The sequence below is a fragment of the Pontibacter litorisediminis genome, assembly GCF_029360645.1.
GTDB lineage: Bacteria > Bacteroidota > Bacteroidia > Cytophagales > Hymenobacteraceae > Pontibacter > Pontibacter litorisediminis.
Genome location: NZ_JARDUA010000007.1, coordinates 45,853 through 64,570, shown reverse-complemented (window position 1 = coordinate 64,570; position 18,718 = coordinate 45,853). Strand labels below are relative to the sequence as shown.

Genomic DNA, 18,718 nt, shown 5'->3' with positions numbered 1-18,718 from the left:
GCTTTTATCTTTTGTGAAAGTATGAACACCGATCCGGGCCTATACTTTAGATCAATAGGTTTGTTGTGTTTCCTGGCAACACACCGGGAAGCAACGGTTTAACAATCAGCCATCAAGTTAGTTTTTCAGGAAAAGATCGTGCAGCTGGCTCAGCTCCATGATCACGAGCGTTTTTTGGCCACCGGGCGTATAGTTCGGCACCTGGCACGCAAAAAGCTTGTCTACGAGCGAATTCATCTCCAGGTCGCTCATGCGGGCCTGCAGGCGCGCCGCCAGCCGTTTGGCCATGGCACGGGCCAGGCTTTCCCTTTTATCAAGCTTTAACGTAGCCGAATTATTTTTGTACTGCTCAATCAGCTCCTCCAGCAGCTCTTTCTCGTCGGCCGCCTGCACATCGGCCGGTATCCCGTTTAAGATGATGGTGTTGCCGCCAAAGTCCTCGAACTGAAAACCCATGTCCTTGAACTCTGCCGCCAGCTCCTTTATCAGCACGGCATCCGTGGCCGACAACTCCACGGTCTGCGGGAACAGCAGCGCCTGCGAGGCCCCCGTCTTCTTTTGGAGCGAAGCCATGTACTTCTCGTAGAGGATACGCTCCTGCGCCGCCTGCTGGTCTATCACCATCATACCCGACTTTACCTGTACCAGCAGGTACTTCTGGTGTATCTGTATGGCTTTTTTGGTAGAGGCGGGCGCCGCGTCCGGCGCGGCAAAGGCATCGCTCAGCAGGCCCGTCTCTGAGGAGGCCATGCTCGTGCGCTCTTCCTGCTGCACGTCCTTCATGGGCTCATACAGCTGCTCCCAGCCCCTGGAGGTGGCGCGCTTAGTAGTGGTGGCCGGCGGCGTGAACCCCGGGAAGGAGGTACTGCCCCCGCTGCTGCCTCCGCTGCCCAGCGGTTTGCGCTCCGGCTCAAACTCGCTGTTAAAGCCGCCTTGCAGGCGTATGGGCTGCAGCGGCGCATAATTCACGTCCTGCTCAAAGTCCAGCGATGGGGCAATGTTATAGGCGCCGAGGGCGCGCTTCACGGCGGCATGCACAATGGCATACACCGTTTTCTCGTCCTCAAACTTTATCTCTGTCTTGGTGGGGTGCACGTTGATGTCGATCTTCTCCGGGTCGATCTCGATGAAGAGCACGTAGAACGGGTGGTTCTCCTTGGCCACCAAACCCTCAAAGGCCGTCATCACGGCATGGTTCAGGTAGCCGCTCTTCACGTAGCGGTTGTTTACGAAGAAGAACTGCTCGCCCCGCGTTTTTTTGGCGTGCTCGGGCTTGCCCACGTACCCCTTTACCACCAGAAAGCCCGTGTCTTCCTCGCAGTAGGCCATCTGGTTTTTATAGGTGCTGCCCAGTATGCTCACAATCCGCTGGCTCAGTTTGGTGGCCGGCAGGTTAAACACCTCCATGTCGTTGTGGTGCAGCGAGAAGCTTACCTCAGGATAGGCCAGCGCCACCCGTTGGAACTCCTCCAGGATGTGGCGCATCTCCACCGCGTTCGACTTCAGGAAGTTGCGGCGGGCCGGCACGTTGTAGAAAAGGTTCTTGACCGCGATGGAAGTGCCTTCGGGCGTTACCACCGGCTCCTGCGCCACTACCTCAGAGCCTTCTACCAACAATTTCGTGCCTGTTTCGGCTCCCTGGGGCTTGGTTTTCAGCTCTACCTGCGCCACCGCCCCGATAGAGGCCATGGCCTCGCCCCGAAAGCCCATGGTGCGGATGCGGAACAGGTCGTCGGTGGTGCGGATCTTGGAGGTGGCGTGGCGCTCAAAGCACATGCGGGCGTCGGTCTCGGTCATGCCCACACCGTTGTCCACCACCTGCACCAGCTGCTTGCCCGCCTCCTTCACGATTAGCTGTATGGTAGTGGCCTGCGCATCAATGGCGTTCTCCAGCAGCTCCTTCACCACGGAGGCAGGGCGTTGCACCACCTCGCCGGCAGCAATCTGGTTGGCCAGGAAATCAGGCAGTAAATGTATGATATCGGGCATCCGCTTTTCTAACTCCTTCTAACTATATAGTTTAAATCCTTTAAAATAAGGCCAGTTCTGAGAGTATGGCTAAATATTTGCTCATACTTATTTGTAAATGCAGAACTAATTCAGAATTAAATTTATTATTAATTTACAGACTGCTTCTGGTCAGAGGCTGGAAATTCTGCTAACAGTTTCGCTTTTCTTTTCGTGTAAAAAGTATAGCGATCCCATATATAAGTGCCGGGGCTGGTGGCGTTAGCCTTATGAGGCTACCCTTAGAGGCCACGTGAGCTGCAGATAGGCTGTAAGGTTCTCCTTCTTCTGATCAGGCCAGCCCGCGAAAGTGCCGGCAAACAAGCTGTTAATAGTCTGTTATTCTGAACCGCCTTGTGCAAAATTAGGCTTAATTTTGACTTGTTCCAATTAATAAAACAGTAGCGTAGGATGTTGAAGAGTTTTAGTGTAGGTGTGTTGATTCTTGTTTTTCTTGTCATGGGGCCCCTGATGTCGTTTAACCCATCAGAGGAGGTAATCGTGCATCCCCGGGAACAGCAATGGGTCGACAGCGTGCTTACCTCTCTTACCCCTGCGCAGCGCATTGGCCAGCTCTTTATGGTGGCCGCCTACTCCAACAAAGACCAAAACCACGTCAACCACATCGACTCGCTGGTAACGCAGTACAATATCGGCGGCGTGATGTTCATGCAGGGCGGGCCCAAGCGCCAGGCTATCCTTACCAACCGTTTCCAAAGCAAGGCCAAGGTGCCGCTTTTAATAGCCATGGACGCCGAGTGGGGCCTGAACATGCGCCTGGACAGCAGCATGCACTTCGCCCGCCAGATGACGCTGGGCGCCATGCATGACGACCGCTACGTGTACCTGATGGCCCGTGAGATTGCCCTGAAGATGAAGCGCCTGGGCGTAAACGTGAGTTTCTCGCCGGTGCTGGACGTGAACAACAACGCCAACAACCCGGTAATCGGCACCCGCTCCTTCGGGGAGTCGAAGGAAACGGTGAGCCGCTACGGCGTGGCTTATATCCGCGGCCTGCAGGACCATGGGGTGATGGCGGTGGCCAAGCACTTCCCCGGCCATGGCGACACCGACACTGACTCCCATTACAGCCTGCCCGTGTTGCAGCACGACATGAAGCGCCTGACCGAAGTGGAGCTCTATCCGTTTAAGCAATCCTTCGACGCTGGGGTGATGGGCGTGATGGTGGCCCATTTATACTTGCCCAACGTGGATTCGACCAAAAACCAGGCAGCCACCCTTTCCAAGCCCATCGTAACAGGCCTGCTGAAAGAGAAGATGAAGTATAAGGGGCTGGTGTTTACCGACGCCCTGAACATGCAGGGCGTGAGCCGCTACTACAAACCAGGCGAGCTGGACCTGAAGGCGCTGATGGCTGGTAACGACGTGCTGCTGTTCCCGGAGGATGTGCCGACGGCGGTGGACAAGATCTCAAAAGCGGTTAAGAAAGGGCAGATAACACAAGCCGAGATCGACCAGCGCGTGCGCAAGATCCTGCACGCCAAGTACTGGGCTGGCTTGAACAAGTATAAGCCGGTAAAACTGGAGAACCTGCAGGAGGACATTGACCGCCCGGCCAGCCGCGTGGTGCAGGAGCAGCTGTATGAGCACGCCGTTACGGTGCTGGAGAATGAGAGTAACCTGATCCCGTTCCGTAACCTGGATACCCTGAGCATCGCCTCTGTAGCCGTGGGAGCCTCCGTAGGCAACACCTTTCAGGAGACGCTGGGCAACTATGCGCCCATCAATAGTTTCGCCATCCCGGACCGCTATGCCGCGGACACTGCCTTCACCAACATCATCCCGCAACTGGAGGGTAACGACGTGGTGGTGGTGAGCATCCACGGCATGAACAGCACCCCGGCTAAAAACTACGGCATCGGCACAGGCACGCTGGCCTTTATCCAGTACCTGCGCGAGCGCACCAACAAGAAAGTGGTGGTAGCCGTGATGGGCAACGCCTACAGCTTGAAGTTGTTTGAGGGCAACAAGTGGCTGGTTGCCGGCTACGAAGACAACCCCATCTCGCAATCGCTGGTGCCGCAGGTGCTGTTTGGCGCCCGCGCCGCCCAGGGAAAGCTGCCTATTTCAGCCTCGGCCAAGTATACCGCCGGCGCTGGCCAACCTACCGCCACCCTGGGCCGCCTGAAGTATGGAGTGCCCGAGAGCGTGGGCATGGACTCGAAGATGCTGGCCCAGATCGATAACATTGCCACAGAGGCCATTGCCTATGCCGCCACACCGGGCATGCAGGTGCTGGTGGTAAAGGATGGCACGGTGGTGTATGACAAAGCCTACGGCCACTATACTTATGATGCCGTGAAGCCGGTAACGAAGAACACGATCTACGACATCGCCTCAATCACCAAGGTGGCGGCTACGCTGCAGGCCATCATGTTCCTGAGAGACCAGGGCAAGATCAGCCTGGACGAGAAGCTGGGGGCTTACCTGCCCGAGGTAAAAGGCACGAACAAGGAGAACCTGGTGATGCGCGATATCCTGGTGCATCAGGCCGGCCTGAAGCCGGGCATTCCCACCTGGCAGAAAACGATAGACAACCGTAAGCTGAAGGAGACATTCTACGCCAGCACCCAAAATGACACCTACATGAATGAGGTGATCCCGGGGGTGTACTCCATCAACTCTATGGAAGACTCCCTGTGGGCCTGGACCCTGAAGACCCCACTGCAGCCAAAGCAGAAGAACGGCAGCTACGCCTACGCCTACAGCGACCTTAGCTTTTACATCATGAAGCGTGTGGCCGAAACCATGCTGAACCAGCCGATCGAGGAGTTCCTGGACCAGAATTTCTATGCGCCGCTTGGCCTGAGCACGCTTACGTATACGCCGCTGCTCAAGCACCCGCGTGAGGCTATCGCCCCTACCGAGGACGATAACTACTTCCGGAAGAACCTGATCCGGGGCACCGTGCACGACCAGGGCGCCGCCATGATGGGCGGCGTGGCAGGCCATGCCGGCCTATTCTCCAACGCCAACGACCTGGCCATACTCATGCAGATGAACATGAATAACGGTGTTTACGGCGGGCACAGGTATTTCACCTCTGAGGTTGTGTCGGAGTTTGCGGCGCGCCAGTTTGATGGCAACCGCCGCGGCCTGGGCTGGGACAAGCCCGCCCTCGATGGCAACGGCCCCACCTCCAGCCTGGCCTCGCCCAGCACTTTTGGCCACACCGGCTTTACCGGAACAGCCGCCTGGACAGACCCCGAGAACAAGCTGATCTACATCTTCCTTTCCAACCGGGTGTACCCGGATGCCAGCAATAACAAGCTGGTGAAGTATAACATCCGTACCCGAATACACGATGTGATCTACAAAGCCATGGTGCCCAAAACATAAAATAATTTGAGTAGTTTAGCAGGTGCAGCAACAAAATGGGGCTGCACTTGTTTTTTTGCCATACATCCTGAACTATGAGAATCGGAATAGTCTGTTACCCAACCTTCGGCGGCAGTGGTGTGGTAGCCACAGAGCTTGGCAAGGCACTCGCCCTGAAGGGGCACCAGGTGCATTTCATCACCTACAGCCAGCCTGCCCGCCTCGATGTCTTTAACGAGAACCTCTTTTACCACGAAGTATACATCCCCACTTACCCGCTTTTCCAGTACCCCCCTTACGAGCTGGCGCTGGCAAGCAAAATGGTAGACATCGTGCGGTTTGAGAAGCTGGATGTGCTGCACGTGCACTATGCTATTCCGCATGCCTCGGCAGCGTACATGGCCAAGCAAATCCTGCGCACGAAAGGCATCAACATACCTGTTATCACCACCCTGCACGGCACGGATATCACCCTGGTGGGCAAAGACGCCTCGTTTGAGCCGGTGGTTACGTTTAGCATCAACCAATCGGACGGGGTTACGGCTGTATCCGACAGCCTGCGCACGGAGACCTACGACTTCTTCCAGATAGAAAAGGAGATTGAGGTGATTCCGAACTTTATTGACCTGGAGAAATTCAGGCGCCAGAAAAAGGAGCACTTCAGAATGGCCATTGCCCCGAACAACGAGAAGCTGCTGGTACACACCTCCAACTTCAGGGGGGTGAAGCGCGTGGAGGATGTGATTCGCATTTTTGCCAGGGTGCGTGAGAAAATCCCAAGCCGCCTGCTGCTGGTAGGTGACGGACCTGACCGCCCCAAAATGGAAAAGCTGTGCCGCGAGTTGCAGATTTTCCAGGATGTGCGCTTTCTGGGAAAACTTGAGGCCGTAGAGGAAGTTCTCTCCATCGCTGACCTGTTCCTGATGCCATCGGAGAAAGAAAGCTTTGGCTTAGCTGCCCTGGAGGCCATGTCGTGCGAGGTGCCGGTTATTTCATCCAACGCGGGAGGCATACCGGAGCTGAACATAAACGGTGTGACCGGCTTTGTGAGCCCTGTGGGCGCCGTGGACGACATGGTGGCCAATGCCCTGTACATACTGGACGACGCGCACCTGCAGGAGTTCAAGTCCAATGCGCTTAAGCGCGCCATGGACTTTGACGTCAAGAAGATCGTGCCGCTGTACGAGGCCTTCTACCAACGCATCATCTCGGAGCAACTTGCCCTGTTGTAAAGCATAGGTACCTATAGCCTAATATCAAAAAGAGCCGGCCTGCTACTGCATCGCCGGCTCTTTTTTTATATATTACAGGCTTAAGCCTTCACAGTCTTCCCCAATCATGAGCAAAGACAAGTACTTCATCATCGATTTTGACAGCACCTTTACCCAGGTAGAGGCGCTGGATGAGTTAGGTGCCATTTCGCTACAAAACCACCCGGAGCGCGACCAACTGCTGGAGCAGGTAAAGCAGATCACCGACAGTGCCATGGCCGGCAAAAGCTCTTTTTCGGAGGGGCTGGCGCAACGCCTCAGGCTGTTGCAGGCGCACCAGCGCCACCTGCCCCAGCTCATCAGCCTGCTCAAAGAGAAAGTATCGGACTCCATCCGCCGCAACCGCGATTTCCTGCAGCAGTACGCCGATCAGATTTTTATCATCTCCAGTGGGTTCAAGGAGTTTATCACCCCTATTGTAACGGAGTATGGGGTTAAGGAGGAAAACATCTACGCCAATACGTTTGAGGTGGATGCCCAGGGCAACCTGGTAGGGTTCGACCAACGCAACCCCCTGAGCCTGGACAAAGGCAAAATCCGGTTGTTGGAACAGCTGGCGCTGCCGGGCGATGTTTACGTGCTGGGCGACGGCTACACCGACTATGAGATAAAAGAGGCCGGGCTGGCCAACAAGTTCTACGCCTTTACCGAAAACGTGGTGCGTGACAATGTGGTGGCCAAGGCCGAGCACATTGCCCCTAACCTGGACGAGTTCCTGTACCAAAACAAGTTACCGATGGCTATATCTTACCCTAAAAACCGCATTAGCGTGCTGCTGCTGGAGAATGTTCACCCCCAGGCCGTAGAGCTCTTCCGCCACGAAGGCTATCAGGTAGAGACGATCAGCGGGGCACTGAGCGAGGAAGAGCTCTGCGAGAAGATCAAGAACGTTTCGATACTTGGCATCCGCAGCAAAACGCAGGTAACGCGCAAGGTGCTGGAGCATGCCAACCGCCTTATGTGCGTGGGAGCCTTCTGCATCGGCACGAACCAGATAGACCTGGACGCTTGCCTGGAGGCTGGCATTACCGTATTTAACGCTCCTTACAGCAACACCCGCAGCGTGGTGGAGCTGGCCCTGGGCGAGATCATTCTGTTGAGCCGCAATGTGCCGGACAAGAGTAACCTGATGCACCAGGGCAAGTGGGACAAATCGGCAAAGGGCAGCTTTGAGGTGCGCGACAAGAAGCTGGGCATTGTGGGCTACGGCAACATAGGCGCGCAGCTCTCGGTGCTGGCCGAGGCCATGGGCATGGAGGTGTACTACTATGATGTGGTGGAGAAGCTGCAGCTGGGCAACGCCCGTAAGTGCAGCACGTTGCATGAGCTGCTGGAGAAGGTGGACATCGTGACGCTGCATGTGGACGGCAGGCCGGAGAACAAGAACCTGATCGGGGCGGAAGAGTTTGCCGCCATGAAGGACGGCGCTATTTTCCTCAACCTGAGCCGCGGCCATGTGGTGGATATCGAGGCACTGGTGCAAAGCATACGGTCGGGTAAAATAAGCGGCGCAGGCGTGGACGTGTTCCCCGAGGAGCCAGCCACCAACAGCGACCCATTTGAGAGTGAGCTGTGTGGTCTGCCTAACGTTATACTCACCCCGCACATAGGAGGCAGCACCTCCGAGGCACAGGTAAACATTGCCAACTTTGTGCCCAACCGCATCATGGATTACATTAACTCGGGCAACACCTATGGCAGTGTGAACTTCCCGAACCTGCAGTTGCCGGAACTGAAGAACGCACACCGCCTCATCCACATACACGCCAACGTGCCGGGTGTACTGGCTAATATCAACCAGGTGCTCGCCAAGAACCAGGTCAACATCCTGGGCCAGTACCTGAAAACCAACGAGCGTGTGGGCTACGTGATCACCGACATCGATAAGGCTTATGACAAGCAGGTGGTGAACGATATGAAGCAGGTGCCCCACACTATCAAATTCCGCATACTCTATTAGAAGTATGGCGTAAGCGCCCGCTTGTGCACTTATGCGCCTTTAGTGGTTATAGTCTCAGGCACAGGCAAACGCTTGCGCCGAAATAAGCTTTTTTGTTAAGATAAATGCCCATGAACAGCAAAGTATACTTTACCCCCGGCCCTTCGGAACTATACCCTACCGTGCCACAGCACCTGCAGGAGGCGATGGCGCAGAAGATTGGCAGCATCTCGCACCGCAGCAAGCAGTTTCAGGAGATCTATGCCAGCGCAGAGCAAGGCTTACGGGAGTTGCTGCAGCTGCCGGATGAGTATGAGGTGTTTTTTGTGTCGTCTGCCACCGAAATCTGGGAGCGAGCCATACAAAACAATGTGCGCCGCGAGAGCTTCCACCTGGTGAATGGGTCTTTCTCGAAAAGGTTTTACGAGACAGCCAAAGAACTGGGGCGCGAGGCGCACCTGCACGAGGTGCCGTTTGGCCAGGGCTTTGGGTTGGACAGTTTAGTTGTGCCCGATACGGCAGAGCTAGTAGCCCTGATCCAGAACGAAACCAGCTCCGGGGCCTGTATGCCCGTGGAGGACATCAACCGGTTTCGCGAAAAATCCCCTGCGGATGCCTTGATTTATGTGGATGCGGTCTCCTCCCTGCCCTATCCTGCCTTCGATTACGCTAAAGTGGACTCGGTATACTTTTCGGTGCAGAAGTGCTTTGGCCTGCCCGCTGGCCTGGGTGTGTGGTTAGCCAACGACCGTTGCATGGCCAAAGCCCGCCAGATGCAGGAGAGCAGTCTGTCTACAGGCTCCTACCATACCTTACCTGCCCTGCTGGAGAAGGCGCTGCAGAGCCAGACGGTGGAGACACCGAATGTGCTGAACATCTACTTGTTGGGCAAAGTACTGGAAGACATGAACCGTACAGGCGTGGAGGTGATCCGGCAGGAAACAGAGGCCAAGGCTGATAAGATTTATACTTTCCTGGAGCAGAGCAGCCTCTTCTCGCCAGCCGTTGATAACCCGCGGCACCGATCAAAAACCACGATTGTAGCCAATACGACACTTCCTGCCTCAGAGGTAAACAGCCATCTGGCAAAGTATGACCTGCAGGTCGGCAGCGGGTACGGCAAGCATAAGGAGCAACAGATCCGCATCGCCAACTTCCCGGCGCATGGCATGGAGCAGGTAGAGAAGCTGCTCGAAAAGCTGAGGGAGTTAGATAGTTTAGGAGTTTAAGAGTTGGGTAGGATTGGTTGGGATCACAGAATTGCTCCCCTTTCTATCCTACCCTCAAAGAGATCCGCCATACTTTATACTTCGGCAAAGTATAAAGTATGGCGGATCTCTTTATAGAACGAGCTATCCTGCTACAGGAGGTTTCCTTCCTCGCATCAAGTTCGGCACTTACATCCAGTATGCCTTAGGGTATACTAGCCCTGTCACGCCTACAGCAGGCCAGCGTGACACAACTCTGAAACGCGCGAACTCCTAAACTCGCTATCTTCCAAACTCCGCGCGTACCTCCTGCTTTACCACGTTGATTGCCTGGGCGGTTGGGTCCTGCTCGTTTACCAGCACCGTTTCCAATACGCGTTTGGCCAGGTCGGTGCCACGGGCATTTTCGGGCAGCTCCTGAAAAGTTTTGTTGATCAGCTTCACCACATCCTCCCGGGCGTGGTTTACCTGCTGCCATGCCTGCTCGCTCATGTACACCTGCTGCGACATGTTGTGGTTGAACTCGTTGCGGATTTCTGAGAGCAGCAGGCGGTGGTACTCTGCAGCCGTTTGCCCGGCCGGGCTTACGCGCAGCAGCAGGTTGCTTGGTGTAATGCGCTCCAGCAGTAGTACAACCCGCTCATACGCCTGCAGCCGTATCGGGGTGATAATCTCTGCATTCCTGCTGTCCTTCTGCTGGGCCTTCTCGGACCGCAGGCGGTCTTCGCGCTCATAATGCTTTTGGAGCAACAGGTATAAGCCCCCAACCAGTACCAGCGCCGGCAAAGCCAGTTTTAGTAGCTCTATTAATAAAACGAAAAAGTCAGCCATGCTCTCAGTAGTTGAAAGTATAAATATCGTAAAAAATTAATTCTGGATGCATGAATCATTTACAGGCTTTGCCTGTTTACTAGGTACAGCCTAGTAACTGCAAGCATTTTTGTAGATTATTGCTTAGGTTTGTGGCTACAAATAAAGACATCTATACTATGGCAACAGAAACCAAAACTGCACCTATACATTTGACAGAAAGAGCCTTGGAAGAGGTGAAAAATATATTGAAGGAAAAGAACGTACCCGCTGAGTATGGCCTGCGCGTGGGTGTGCAGGGCGGTGGCTGCTCCGGACTTTCCTACCTGCTTGGCTTTGACAAGCCAAAAGAGTCTGATGAGACGTTTGAGTTGGACGGCGTTACGCTGATCATGGACAAGAAGCATGGCATGTACGTAATGGGCATGGAAGTCGACTTCCAGGATGGCCTGAACGCACGCGGCTTCACTTTCAACAACCCACAGGCTACCAGCACATGCGGCTGCGGAAGCTCTTTCTCCGCTTAAGTAAGATACCTTCTTTCTCTTTAGATAGACAAAGCCCGGCTGTTTTAGCCGGGCTTTGTTGTTTTAGGGTAGTATGGATTGGTTGTGGCTATACTTGCTTCTCCACACCTGCTGGCGCCAGTGTCCGCTTGTGCCTTGTCTTAGCCGCAGCTTTACTCAGCTTGATACAAGCTATCCTTGCTTGCTGCTGTTCATCCTTGGCTTTACTTCCAGCTCGTTTCATCTCTGACTGTGGTGCTCTCCAGCCCGAGAGGGCTCGTCTTGGGGGTAGGGGCCCTCGATAAGGGCATCGCGCTGTCTACATTTCCTTTGCTGTCGCAATGCCCTTACGGGCACCGGAAATCTAGAAGGCGCTCAACCCAAAGACTGGGATCATTCCGGTAGCCAGCGCTAACGGTGCTTGAACAGAGCTCCCTCCCCTGTTCTTAAGGGATGGCTGGGGTGGAGTGATTCCCCTCCTAGGAGGATAGGTCTCCTGCTATACGCTACCGCCACACTTTCTAACCTTCTAACTTCCCAACTCAGTAGGTTCTCGTCATGCTTTCCGGCACTACAAGTATAAAATCGGCTTTCTGCTTATTCTCTTCCGACAGCTTCTCCAGATCGGCTTGCAGCACGGTGGTGATGGTACGGGTCTTTACCTGCGGGCGAAGCTGCTTCAGGTACCAACCGATCCCCTCGAAATTGTCTGAATGGTAAGCGCCGTTCAAGTGCAGCACCTGCCGCCCCTGCTGTACCTGGCCAAGTATAAAGTGCGCCATGGTAGCATCTTTCAGCGCCTGTGCCTGCACAATGTTCAGGCTTTGAGTGTTGCCGTGCGTGCTGCTGCCAAACATCGCCACCATGTTCTTGTAACCTGGCAACTCCATATCCACCGTAACCGGAAGCGGCGCCATATAGCGCTTCGCCTCCTCCGACACGACATTCAGCGCAGCTAGCCCCCCGGAAGCAACCATGGCCGCATAGCGGCGCGGCACGTTTGTCGCGATAAACGGGATCTGCTGTTCTTTGGCAAAACGCACCACAGGCCTGTAGTCGGTGGCGTAGTTGGGCCATGGCCTTGCCTCCTGCTCAAAGTTCTTCTCCGGCGCCTGCCCTGCCAGGTACTCGTTCAACACCAGCTGCACATCGGCCTCAAACATCTCGGCTCCGATGGCAAATCGCTGGGGGTTCTCCCGGTGCAGGTCTTTGGCCACCTCCAGTTGCAGCCAATGCGCGATCGGGTCGTTGTGCTGTTCGCCAAAAAGTATAACCTCTGCCTCCTGTAGTTCCTTCAGCATTTTGCCATAGTGTATGCTTTTGCCCTCCGCGGTGAACAGCTGGTAGGCGGGCTTGTCTTTTTTCTGGGCCATGGTTACTGTGGTTAGTGCCATCAAAAGAATTGTCAGGAGTTTATACTTCATCATGATCTTGTGGTCTGATTTTATAAATCAAGATAATAAAAATAGCCGGCACCTGGGGCACCGGCTATTTTTATACTTTACAATGCAACTTCTATACTTATACCCTGTAAAACAGCCACTTCGACAGCTCCTTGTAGTTTACTTTTTTGCCGTACATCAGGATGCCCACCCGGTAGATTCGGCTGGCGATCCAGGTGGTGAACACGAAGCCGGCCACCAGCAGGCCCATCGAGAGCAGTAGCTCCCAGGCGGGCACGCCAAACGGAACGCGCACCATCATCACGATCGGTGAGGTAATTGGAATCATCGACAACCAGAACGCCACCGGCCCATCCGGGTTCTTCAGCACAATAGAGTACGACATGATAAAGGAAATCACCAGCGGTATCGTGATCGGCATCATGAACTGCTGGGTGTCGGTCTCGTTATCCACGGCAGCCCCAATGGCCCCGAAGAGCGAGCCATACAACAGGTACCCGCCCAGGAAATAGAACAGGAAACTACCGAAGATCAGGGCCACGGGCAGGTTCGCGAAACTTTTCTTGACGTCGTTAAAAGTGCTGGCGAACTCATCCTGCCCCTCCGGGTTATCCATCGCGGTAGGGTCGCCGGCGGCCACATCCTCACCCTGCGCGGCCACCTGGCCGGCGGCATACTGCGCCGCTGGCGACGGGGCGGCATCCACCCCAAAAGCAGCCGAAACGGCGGTAACGGCCACAAACGAAAGTATGATCCAGAGCAGGAACTGGGTCAGGCCCACGGCGGCAATGCCCACGATCTTGCCCATCATCAGCTGAAAGGGTTTTACCGAAGAGATCATAACCTCCACAATGCGGCTGGTCTTCTCCTCTATCACCCCACGCATAATCTGCACCCCGTACAGGAAGATGAAGAAGTAGATGATCACTGCGCCAGCCACACCCGCAATGGAGGTGATGATGGCGTTGTTGTCCTTCTCGCCGCTATCGCTCAGGTTAACGGCGGTCAGCTTTACGTTGGCCTTTATCTTGTCCAGCGTTTCGCGGTCGAGGCCGGAGGCAAGGTAGCGCTGGTTCTCGATCTCCTTTTCCAGCATGTTCTCCAGGCGCACCTGCGTTTGTATGCTGATGTTCTTCTTGCCATACACGATGAAGCCTTTCGGGTCGTCTATGCTCATCTCCGGGATGTAGAGCAGGGCCGTGTTGTCGGTTTCCTGGTACAGCGTCTTGGCCTGGTCCAGGGTACCGGCCAGCGGCACAAAGCTGATGTCTTTCTTGTTCTCCAGCTTGCCCTCAAACAGGCCGCTCTCGTCCAGCACCATTACCGTCTCCGCCTCGTCCGACATGCCGATCAGCAGCCCGGGCAGGATCATGAAGGTAGCCAGCAGCAGCGGCGTGAGCAGCGTCATGATGATGAAGCTCTTTTTGCGCACGCGTGTCAGGTATTCGCGCTGTATAATCAGCCAGATCTTATGCATGGTGTGTTTCTTTTACTTTTTGGATGAAGATTTCGTTTATGCTAGGCACCAGCTCCACAAAAGAGTGCACCTCCACCCGCTGGATGAGGTAGCGCAGCAGGTCATTTGGAGAGGTATCGTTCAGCAGGCGCACGTTGGCCCTGAAGATACCGTGGTTGCTATGCTGCTCTACCACCTCAAAGTCCGGGGAGGTGATCATGAGCTGGCCGTTGCCGATAACCTGGTACGTGTCGGTTTTGTAGGCGTCTTTTATCTCCTTCACCGGCCCGTCCAGCACCTTCTGCGCCCTGTTTATCAGGGCGATGTTGTCGCAAAGCTCCTCCACCGACTCCATGCGGTGCGTAGAGAAGATAATGGTGGCGCCCCGCTCGCGCAGGCTCAGGATTTCGTCTTTGATCAGGTTGGCGTTGATCGGGTCGAAGCCGGAGAAAGGCTCATCCAGGATGATCAGCGATGGCTCGTGCAGCACGGTGGCAATAAACTGCACCTTCTGCTGCATGCCCTTTGAGAGGTCCTCGATGTGCTTACCCAACCACTCGCGAATCTCAAAGCGGTCTACCCAGGTCTTGATGCGGGCGGTCGCCTCCTCCTTGCTCAGGCCTTTCAGCTGGGCCAGGTACAGCAGCTGCTCTCCTACCTTCATCTTCTTGTAAAGGCCACGCTCTTCGGGCAGGTACCCCATGTCCTTGATGTGGTCGGGCTTCAGGCGCTCGCCTTTAAAGTATATCTTGCCGCTGTCTGCACCGGTAATTTGGGTAATGATGCGGATAAGCGATGTTTTCCCTGCACCATTCGGGCCCAGCAGGCCAAAAATGCAGCCCTGCGGAATCTCGAAGCTCACATGGTCGAGGGCGGTGTGGTTGGCGTAGCTTTTGGTCACGCCATCAATCTTCAGAATACTCAAGGGTGTTTGGGTTTAGTTTACTCAAATATAAGTATTATGCTGTATTGCATAGCGCCTTGGCTATACTTAATCGACTAAGCCAGGTATAAAAGGGATCAAACTACGGCTCTACCTGATATAGGTAGTATAAATAAAAAGCCCGGCCTTCCGTGTATACGGAAAACCGGGCCTAAAACTACAGTTCGGGAAGGCCTTTTACTGGAAGTAATCTTTCACCTTCTCAAAGAATCCTTTCTCGTTCTTACCTGGGTTTGGTGTGAAGTTGGCGGAATAGCGCAGGCCTTCCAACACTGCCTTCTCGTCGCTGCTCAGGCTCTTCGGCGTCCACACGTTCACATGGATCAGCTGGTCGCCTTTACCGTAGCCGTTGATATCCTGGATGCCTTTGCCACGCAGCCTGAAAATCTCCCCGCTTTGCGTACCTGGCTTTATCGTGATTTTTACTTTACCGGAAATGGTTGGCACCTCCACCTCAGCACCCAGGGCCGCATCCACAAAGCTGATGTACTGCTCATAGATCACGTTATTGCCTTCGCGCTTCAGGGTTGGGTGCGGCTCCTCCTCTATCTGGATCAGCAGGTCACCGGGCACGCCTCCGCGCTCCGGCACGTTACCCTTGCCGCTCATGCTCAGCTGCATGCCATCCATTACGCCGCCTGGCACGTTGATCGAGATCACCTCTTCCTGCAGCTCCCTACCGCTTCCGTGGCAGGCATTACAGTTGTTGGTCACGATGCGGCCCTCGCCGTTACAGGTAGGGCATGTCGCCGTGGATACCATTTGGCCGAGCATGGTGTTCACCACCTTGCGCACCTGGCCGGAGCCCTGGCAGGTGCCGCAGGTCTGCATGTCGGTTCCGTTCTTGGCACCGTTGCCGCCGCAGGTGCTACAGGCTACGTAGCGCTTTACTTTTATCTTTTTCTCTACGCCGTTGGCTATCTCCTCCAGGTTAAGCTTTAGCTTAATGCGCAGGTTAGAACCTTTGCGCTGGCGCCGTCCGCCGCCGGAGCGTCCGGCACCGCCGAAGAAGCTCTCAAAGCCGCCGCCGCCAAAGATGTCGCCGAACTGCGAGAAGATATCCTCCATGTTCATGCCGCCGCCGCCGAAGCCGCCGTTCATGCCCTGGTGCCCGAACTGGTCGTAACGCTGGCGCTTCTGCTGGTCGCTCAGCACCTCGTAAGCCTCTGCCGCCTCTTTGAACTTGTCTTCGGCGGTAGGGTCGTCCGGGTTCTTATCTGGATGGAATTTAATGGCGATTTTGCGGTAAGACTTCTTTATCTCCTCCTGCGTGGCGCTTTTGCTTACCCCCAAAACCTCATAATAATCTCTCTTAGCCATGGCTTACGCTCCTATTACTACTTTCGCGAATCGGATCACCTTCTCGTTCAGCGTGTATCCTTTCTCAATTACATCTACTATCTTGCCTTTTAGCTCTTCTGACGGAGCCGGGATTTGCGTTACCGCCTCATGAAAATCGCTGTCGAAGTCATCGCCAGCCTTCGTCTCCATTGCCTTTAACCCCTTCTGCACAGTTACATGCTTCAGCTTATGGAACACCAGCTCCAGGCCCTGCAGCATGGTGTCGAGGTCTTTGGTGGTTTCCATCGACTGGCGCGCACGCTCCATATCATCCAGCACTGGCAGGAGCTCACTCATCGTTTCCTGATTAGCCGTTTTAATTAGCTCCAGGCGCTCTTTAGCCGTGCGGCGGCGGAAGTTCTCGAACTCTGCCATCAGGCGCACAAATTTATCTTTCATCTCTGCCAGCTCTGCTGCCGTTTTTTCCTCCTGCGTTTCAGCAGTGGTTTCCTCCGCTGTTTCGTCCACCTGGTTCAGCTCCTCTTCGGTGGTTGCATTGGCAGTGTTTTCCTGCAATTCCTCTTGTTCCTGCTCCTTTTTAATATCTTTATCTGACATAATGCCTTAAAAAAGTTAGGTTGATTGGTCTATCTTGTCTTTTCAATTGTCTTGCCAAACCGCTGTTCGTGCCAAGTTGACACAAATTAATTTTGCATGAGCGGCTAAATGAATGCGTGCCTGTATCTCTCTTCGTTTGATCCTGTTAAGGATCTTGTTGGAAGGGAAGCAGCAGCTACAAAGGATGAGCGTTAGTATCGGTATTGAGCCTTCGCTCCTCCACCCTACTGAAGCTCACTCCTTAAAAAAAATCGGTAGCAGGCTTTGTAGCCTCTACCGATCCTGGTTCTTATACTTTAACCGGGCTGTGCTCTAACTGTTGAGTGCCTCCCAGATCATGTCTTTCAGTTGCGTAATGTTCTTACCAGTGATGCTGGAGATGAACACCGTTTGGAGGTCCGCTGGTAAAGTCTTGCGCATCTCCTCCTCCAGTTCCTCATCCAGCATATCGGACTTGGTAACGGCAAGTATGCGCTTTTTGTCCAGCAGCTCCGGATTATACTTTTCCAGCTCGGTTAGCAGTACTTTATACTCCTCGGCGATATCGGCGCTCTCACATGAAACCATAAACAGCAGCATGGAGTTCCGCTCGATGTGGCGCAGGAAACGGAAACCGAGGCCTTTCCCCTCAGAAGCCCCTTCAATGATGCCCGGTATATCGGCCATCACAAAGGACTTGTAGTCGCGGTAGGCCACCACCCCCAGGTTGGGCTCCAGCGTGGTAAAGGCGTAGTTGGCAATTTTGGGCTTGGCCGCCGACACTACCGACAGCAGTGTAGACTTGCCGGCGTTGGGGAAGCCCACAAGGCCCACATCGGCCAGCAGCTTCAGTTCCAGCACCACCCACTCCTCAATGCCTGGCTCACCTGGCTGCGCGTAACGCGGTGTCTGGTTGGTCGGGGATTTAAAGTGCGCGTTGCCCAGGCCGCCGCGGCCGCCGGGGGTAAGTATGATCTCCTGCCCGTCCTCAGTGATTTCGCACATGATATCACCGGTTTCGGCATTGCGGGCAATGGTACCCAGCGGCACCTCCAGCACCTCATCCTTGCCTTGCGCCCCGGTAGAGTGGCTTGGGCCACCGTTCAGGCCGTTTTCGGCAATCACGTGCTTGCGGTACTGCAGGTGCAGCAGCGTCCAGAGCTGGGCGTTGCCGCGAAGTATAACGTGCCCGCCACGGCCGCCGTCGCCCCCATCGGGGCCACCCTTCGCCGTCTTTTTATCGCGATGCAAGTGTGCGGAACCTCCTCCACCGTGCCCGGAACGCGAGCAGACCTTAACGTAGTCTATAAAGTTGCTTGATGCCAAATCTTCTTAAGCCTGTAGCTTATTATTTCTCTTCCTGCTTTTCCTTCAATGCATCCACGTGCTGGCACAGCGCCTTGAAGATGTCTTCTATCTCGCCGATGCCATCCACTGCAAAGTACTTGCCTTGCCCGGCATAGTAATCGGCCACTGGCCTTGTCTTGGTATTATACTCCTGCACGCGCTTGCGGATCAGCTCCTCGTTCTGGTCATCCGGGCGGCCGGATGTCTGGCCACGCAGCAACAGGCGCTTGGTCAGTTCCTCATCGTCCACTTTCAAGGCGATCATGGCAGAGATCTCGGTATCGTTGTCCTGCAGCAGCTTGTCCAGGCCCTGAGCCTGTGGCACCGTGCGCGGGAAGCCGTCGAAGATGAAACCTGCCGCTTGGCGATGCTCTTTCACCTTGTTTTCGATCATGCCGATCACTACTTCGTCGGGCACCAACAGGCCATTGTCCATCAGCTTTTTTGCTTCCAGGCCTAGCGCGGTGCCAGCAGCGATCTCAGAACGCAGCAAGTCGCCGGTAGAAAGGTGTATGAGGTTGTATTTATCTAACAGTTTTTGACTTTGGGTACCTTTACCAGCACCTGGAGGGCCAAACAAAACAATGTTAAGCATATCTTATAGCTAATTT

General features: G+C 54.8%; 14 protein-coding genes. 5 read left to right on the top strand and 9 right to left on the bottom strand.

The window, feature by feature from the left end; all coding sequences use genetic code 11:
* Positions 1-117 precede the first annotated feature (117 nt).
* Positions 118-1,989, bottom strand: coding sequence for a DNA mismatch repair endonuclease MutL (gene mutL, locus PXG97_RS17650; RefSeq protein ID WP_276499135.1), 1,872 nt, complete (start codon positions 1,987-1,989; stop codon positions 118-120).
* Between the two features lie 429 nt (positions 1,990-2,418).
* Between mutL and PXG97_RS17645 the strand changes: the two genes are divergently transcribed.
* From PXG97_RS17645 to PXG97_RS17630, 4 genes are all read left to right on the top strand, one after another.
* On the top strand, positions 2,419-5,367 hold the full coding sequence (locus PXG97_RS17645; RefSeq protein ID WP_276499134.1) for a serine hydrolase domain-containing protein: 2,949 nt from the start codon (positions 2,419-2,421) through the stop codon (positions 5,365-5,367).
* Positions 5,368-5,441: 74 nt separating this feature from the next.
* Entirely contained in the window at positions 5,442-6,578 is a 1,137-nt protein-coding gene (gene bshA, locus PXG97_RS17640; protein ID WP_276499133.1) for an N-acetyl-alpha-D-glucosaminyl L-malate synthase BshA, read from the top strand.
* 106 nt (positions 6,579-6,684) lie between these two features.
* Complete coding sequence (serA, locus tag PXG97_RS17635) at positions 6,685-8,577, top strand: phosphoglycerate dehydrogenase (protein ID WP_276499132.1); 1,893 nt, start codon at positions 6,685-6,687, stop codon at positions 8,575-8,577.
* A 110-nt stretch (positions 8,578-8,687) separates the two neighbouring features.
* Complete coding sequence (locus tag PXG97_RS17630) at positions 8,688-9,785, top strand: aminotransferase class V-fold PLP-dependent enzyme (protein ID WP_276499131.1); 1,098 nt, start codon at positions 8,688-8,690, stop codon at positions 9,783-9,785.
* A 261-nt stretch (positions 9,786-10,046) separates the two neighbouring features.
* Here the strand turns inward: PXG97_RS17630 and PXG97_RS17625 are convergent, their stop codons facing one another.
* Positions 10,047-10,595, bottom strand: a complete 549-nt coding sequence (locus tag PXG97_RS17625; protein WP_276499130.1) for a DUF7935 family protein — start codon at positions 10,593-10,595, stop codon at positions 10,047-10,049.
* Between the two features lie 158 nt (positions 10,596-10,753).
* Here PXG97_RS17625 and PXG97_RS17620 point away from each other — a divergent pair, with 158 nt between their 5' ends.
* The gene (locus PXG97_RS17620) at positions 10,754-11,101 is read left to right on the top strand and encodes a HesB/IscA family protein (protein WP_276499129.1); all 348 of its coding nucleotides are present in this window, start codon (positions 10,754-10,756) and stop codon (positions 11,099-11,101) included.
* Between the two features lie 521 nt (positions 11,102-11,622).
* Here PXG97_RS17620 and PXG97_RS17615 read toward each other — a convergent pair.
* The 7 genes from PXG97_RS17615 to PXG97_RS17585 all read right to left on the bottom strand — a co-directional run bounded on the left by PXG97_RS17615 (position 11,623) and on the right by PXG97_RS17585 (position 18,702).
* On the bottom strand, positions 11,623-12,507 hold the full coding sequence (locus PXG97_RS17615; protein ID WP_276499128.1) for a ChaN family lipoprotein: 885 nt from the start codon (positions 12,505-12,507) through the stop codon (positions 11,623-11,625).
* Between the two features lie 94 nt (positions 12,508-12,601).
* Positions 12,602-13,960 carry an ABC transporter permease gene (locus PXG97_RS17610; RefSeq protein ID WP_276499127.1) on the bottom strand — a complete coding sequence of 453 codons (1,359 nt, stop codon included), beginning with the start codon at positions 13,958-13,960 and terminating at the stop codon, positions 12,602-12,604.
* On the bottom strand, positions 13,953-14,864 hold the full coding sequence (locus PXG97_RS17605; RefSeq protein ID WP_276499126.1) for an ABC transporter ATP-binding protein: 912 nt from the start codon (positions 14,862-14,864) through the stop codon (positions 13,953-13,955). The genes PXG97_RS17610 and PXG97_RS17605 overlap by 8 nt, the downstream gene beginning before the upstream one ends.
* 195 nt (positions 14,865-15,059) lie before the next feature.
* Entirely contained in the window at positions 15,060-16,202 is a 1,143-nt protein-coding gene (dnaJ, locus tag PXG97_RS17600; RefSeq protein ID WP_276499125.1) for a molecular chaperone DnaJ, read from the bottom strand.
* 3 nt (positions 16,203-16,205) lie between these two features.
* Positions 16,206-16,781 carry a nucleotide exchange factor GrpE gene (locus PXG97_RS17595; protein WP_276499124.1) on the bottom strand — a complete coding sequence of 192 codons (576 nt, stop codon included), beginning with the start codon at positions 16,779-16,781 and terminating at the stop codon, positions 16,206-16,208.
* 312 nt (positions 16,782-17,093) lie between these two features.
* A complete protein-coding gene (obgE, locus tag PXG97_RS17590) occupies positions 17,094-18,086 on the bottom strand; it encodes a GTPase ObgE (protein WP_276499123.1) in 993 nt (330 codons plus the stop codon).
* Between the two features lie 22 nt (positions 18,087-18,108).
* A complete protein-coding gene (locus tag PXG97_RS17585; RefSeq protein WP_276499122.1) occupies positions 18,109-18,702 on the bottom strand; it encodes an adenylate kinase in 594 nt (197 codons plus the stop codon).
* Positions 18,703-18,718 lie beyond the last annotated feature (16 nt).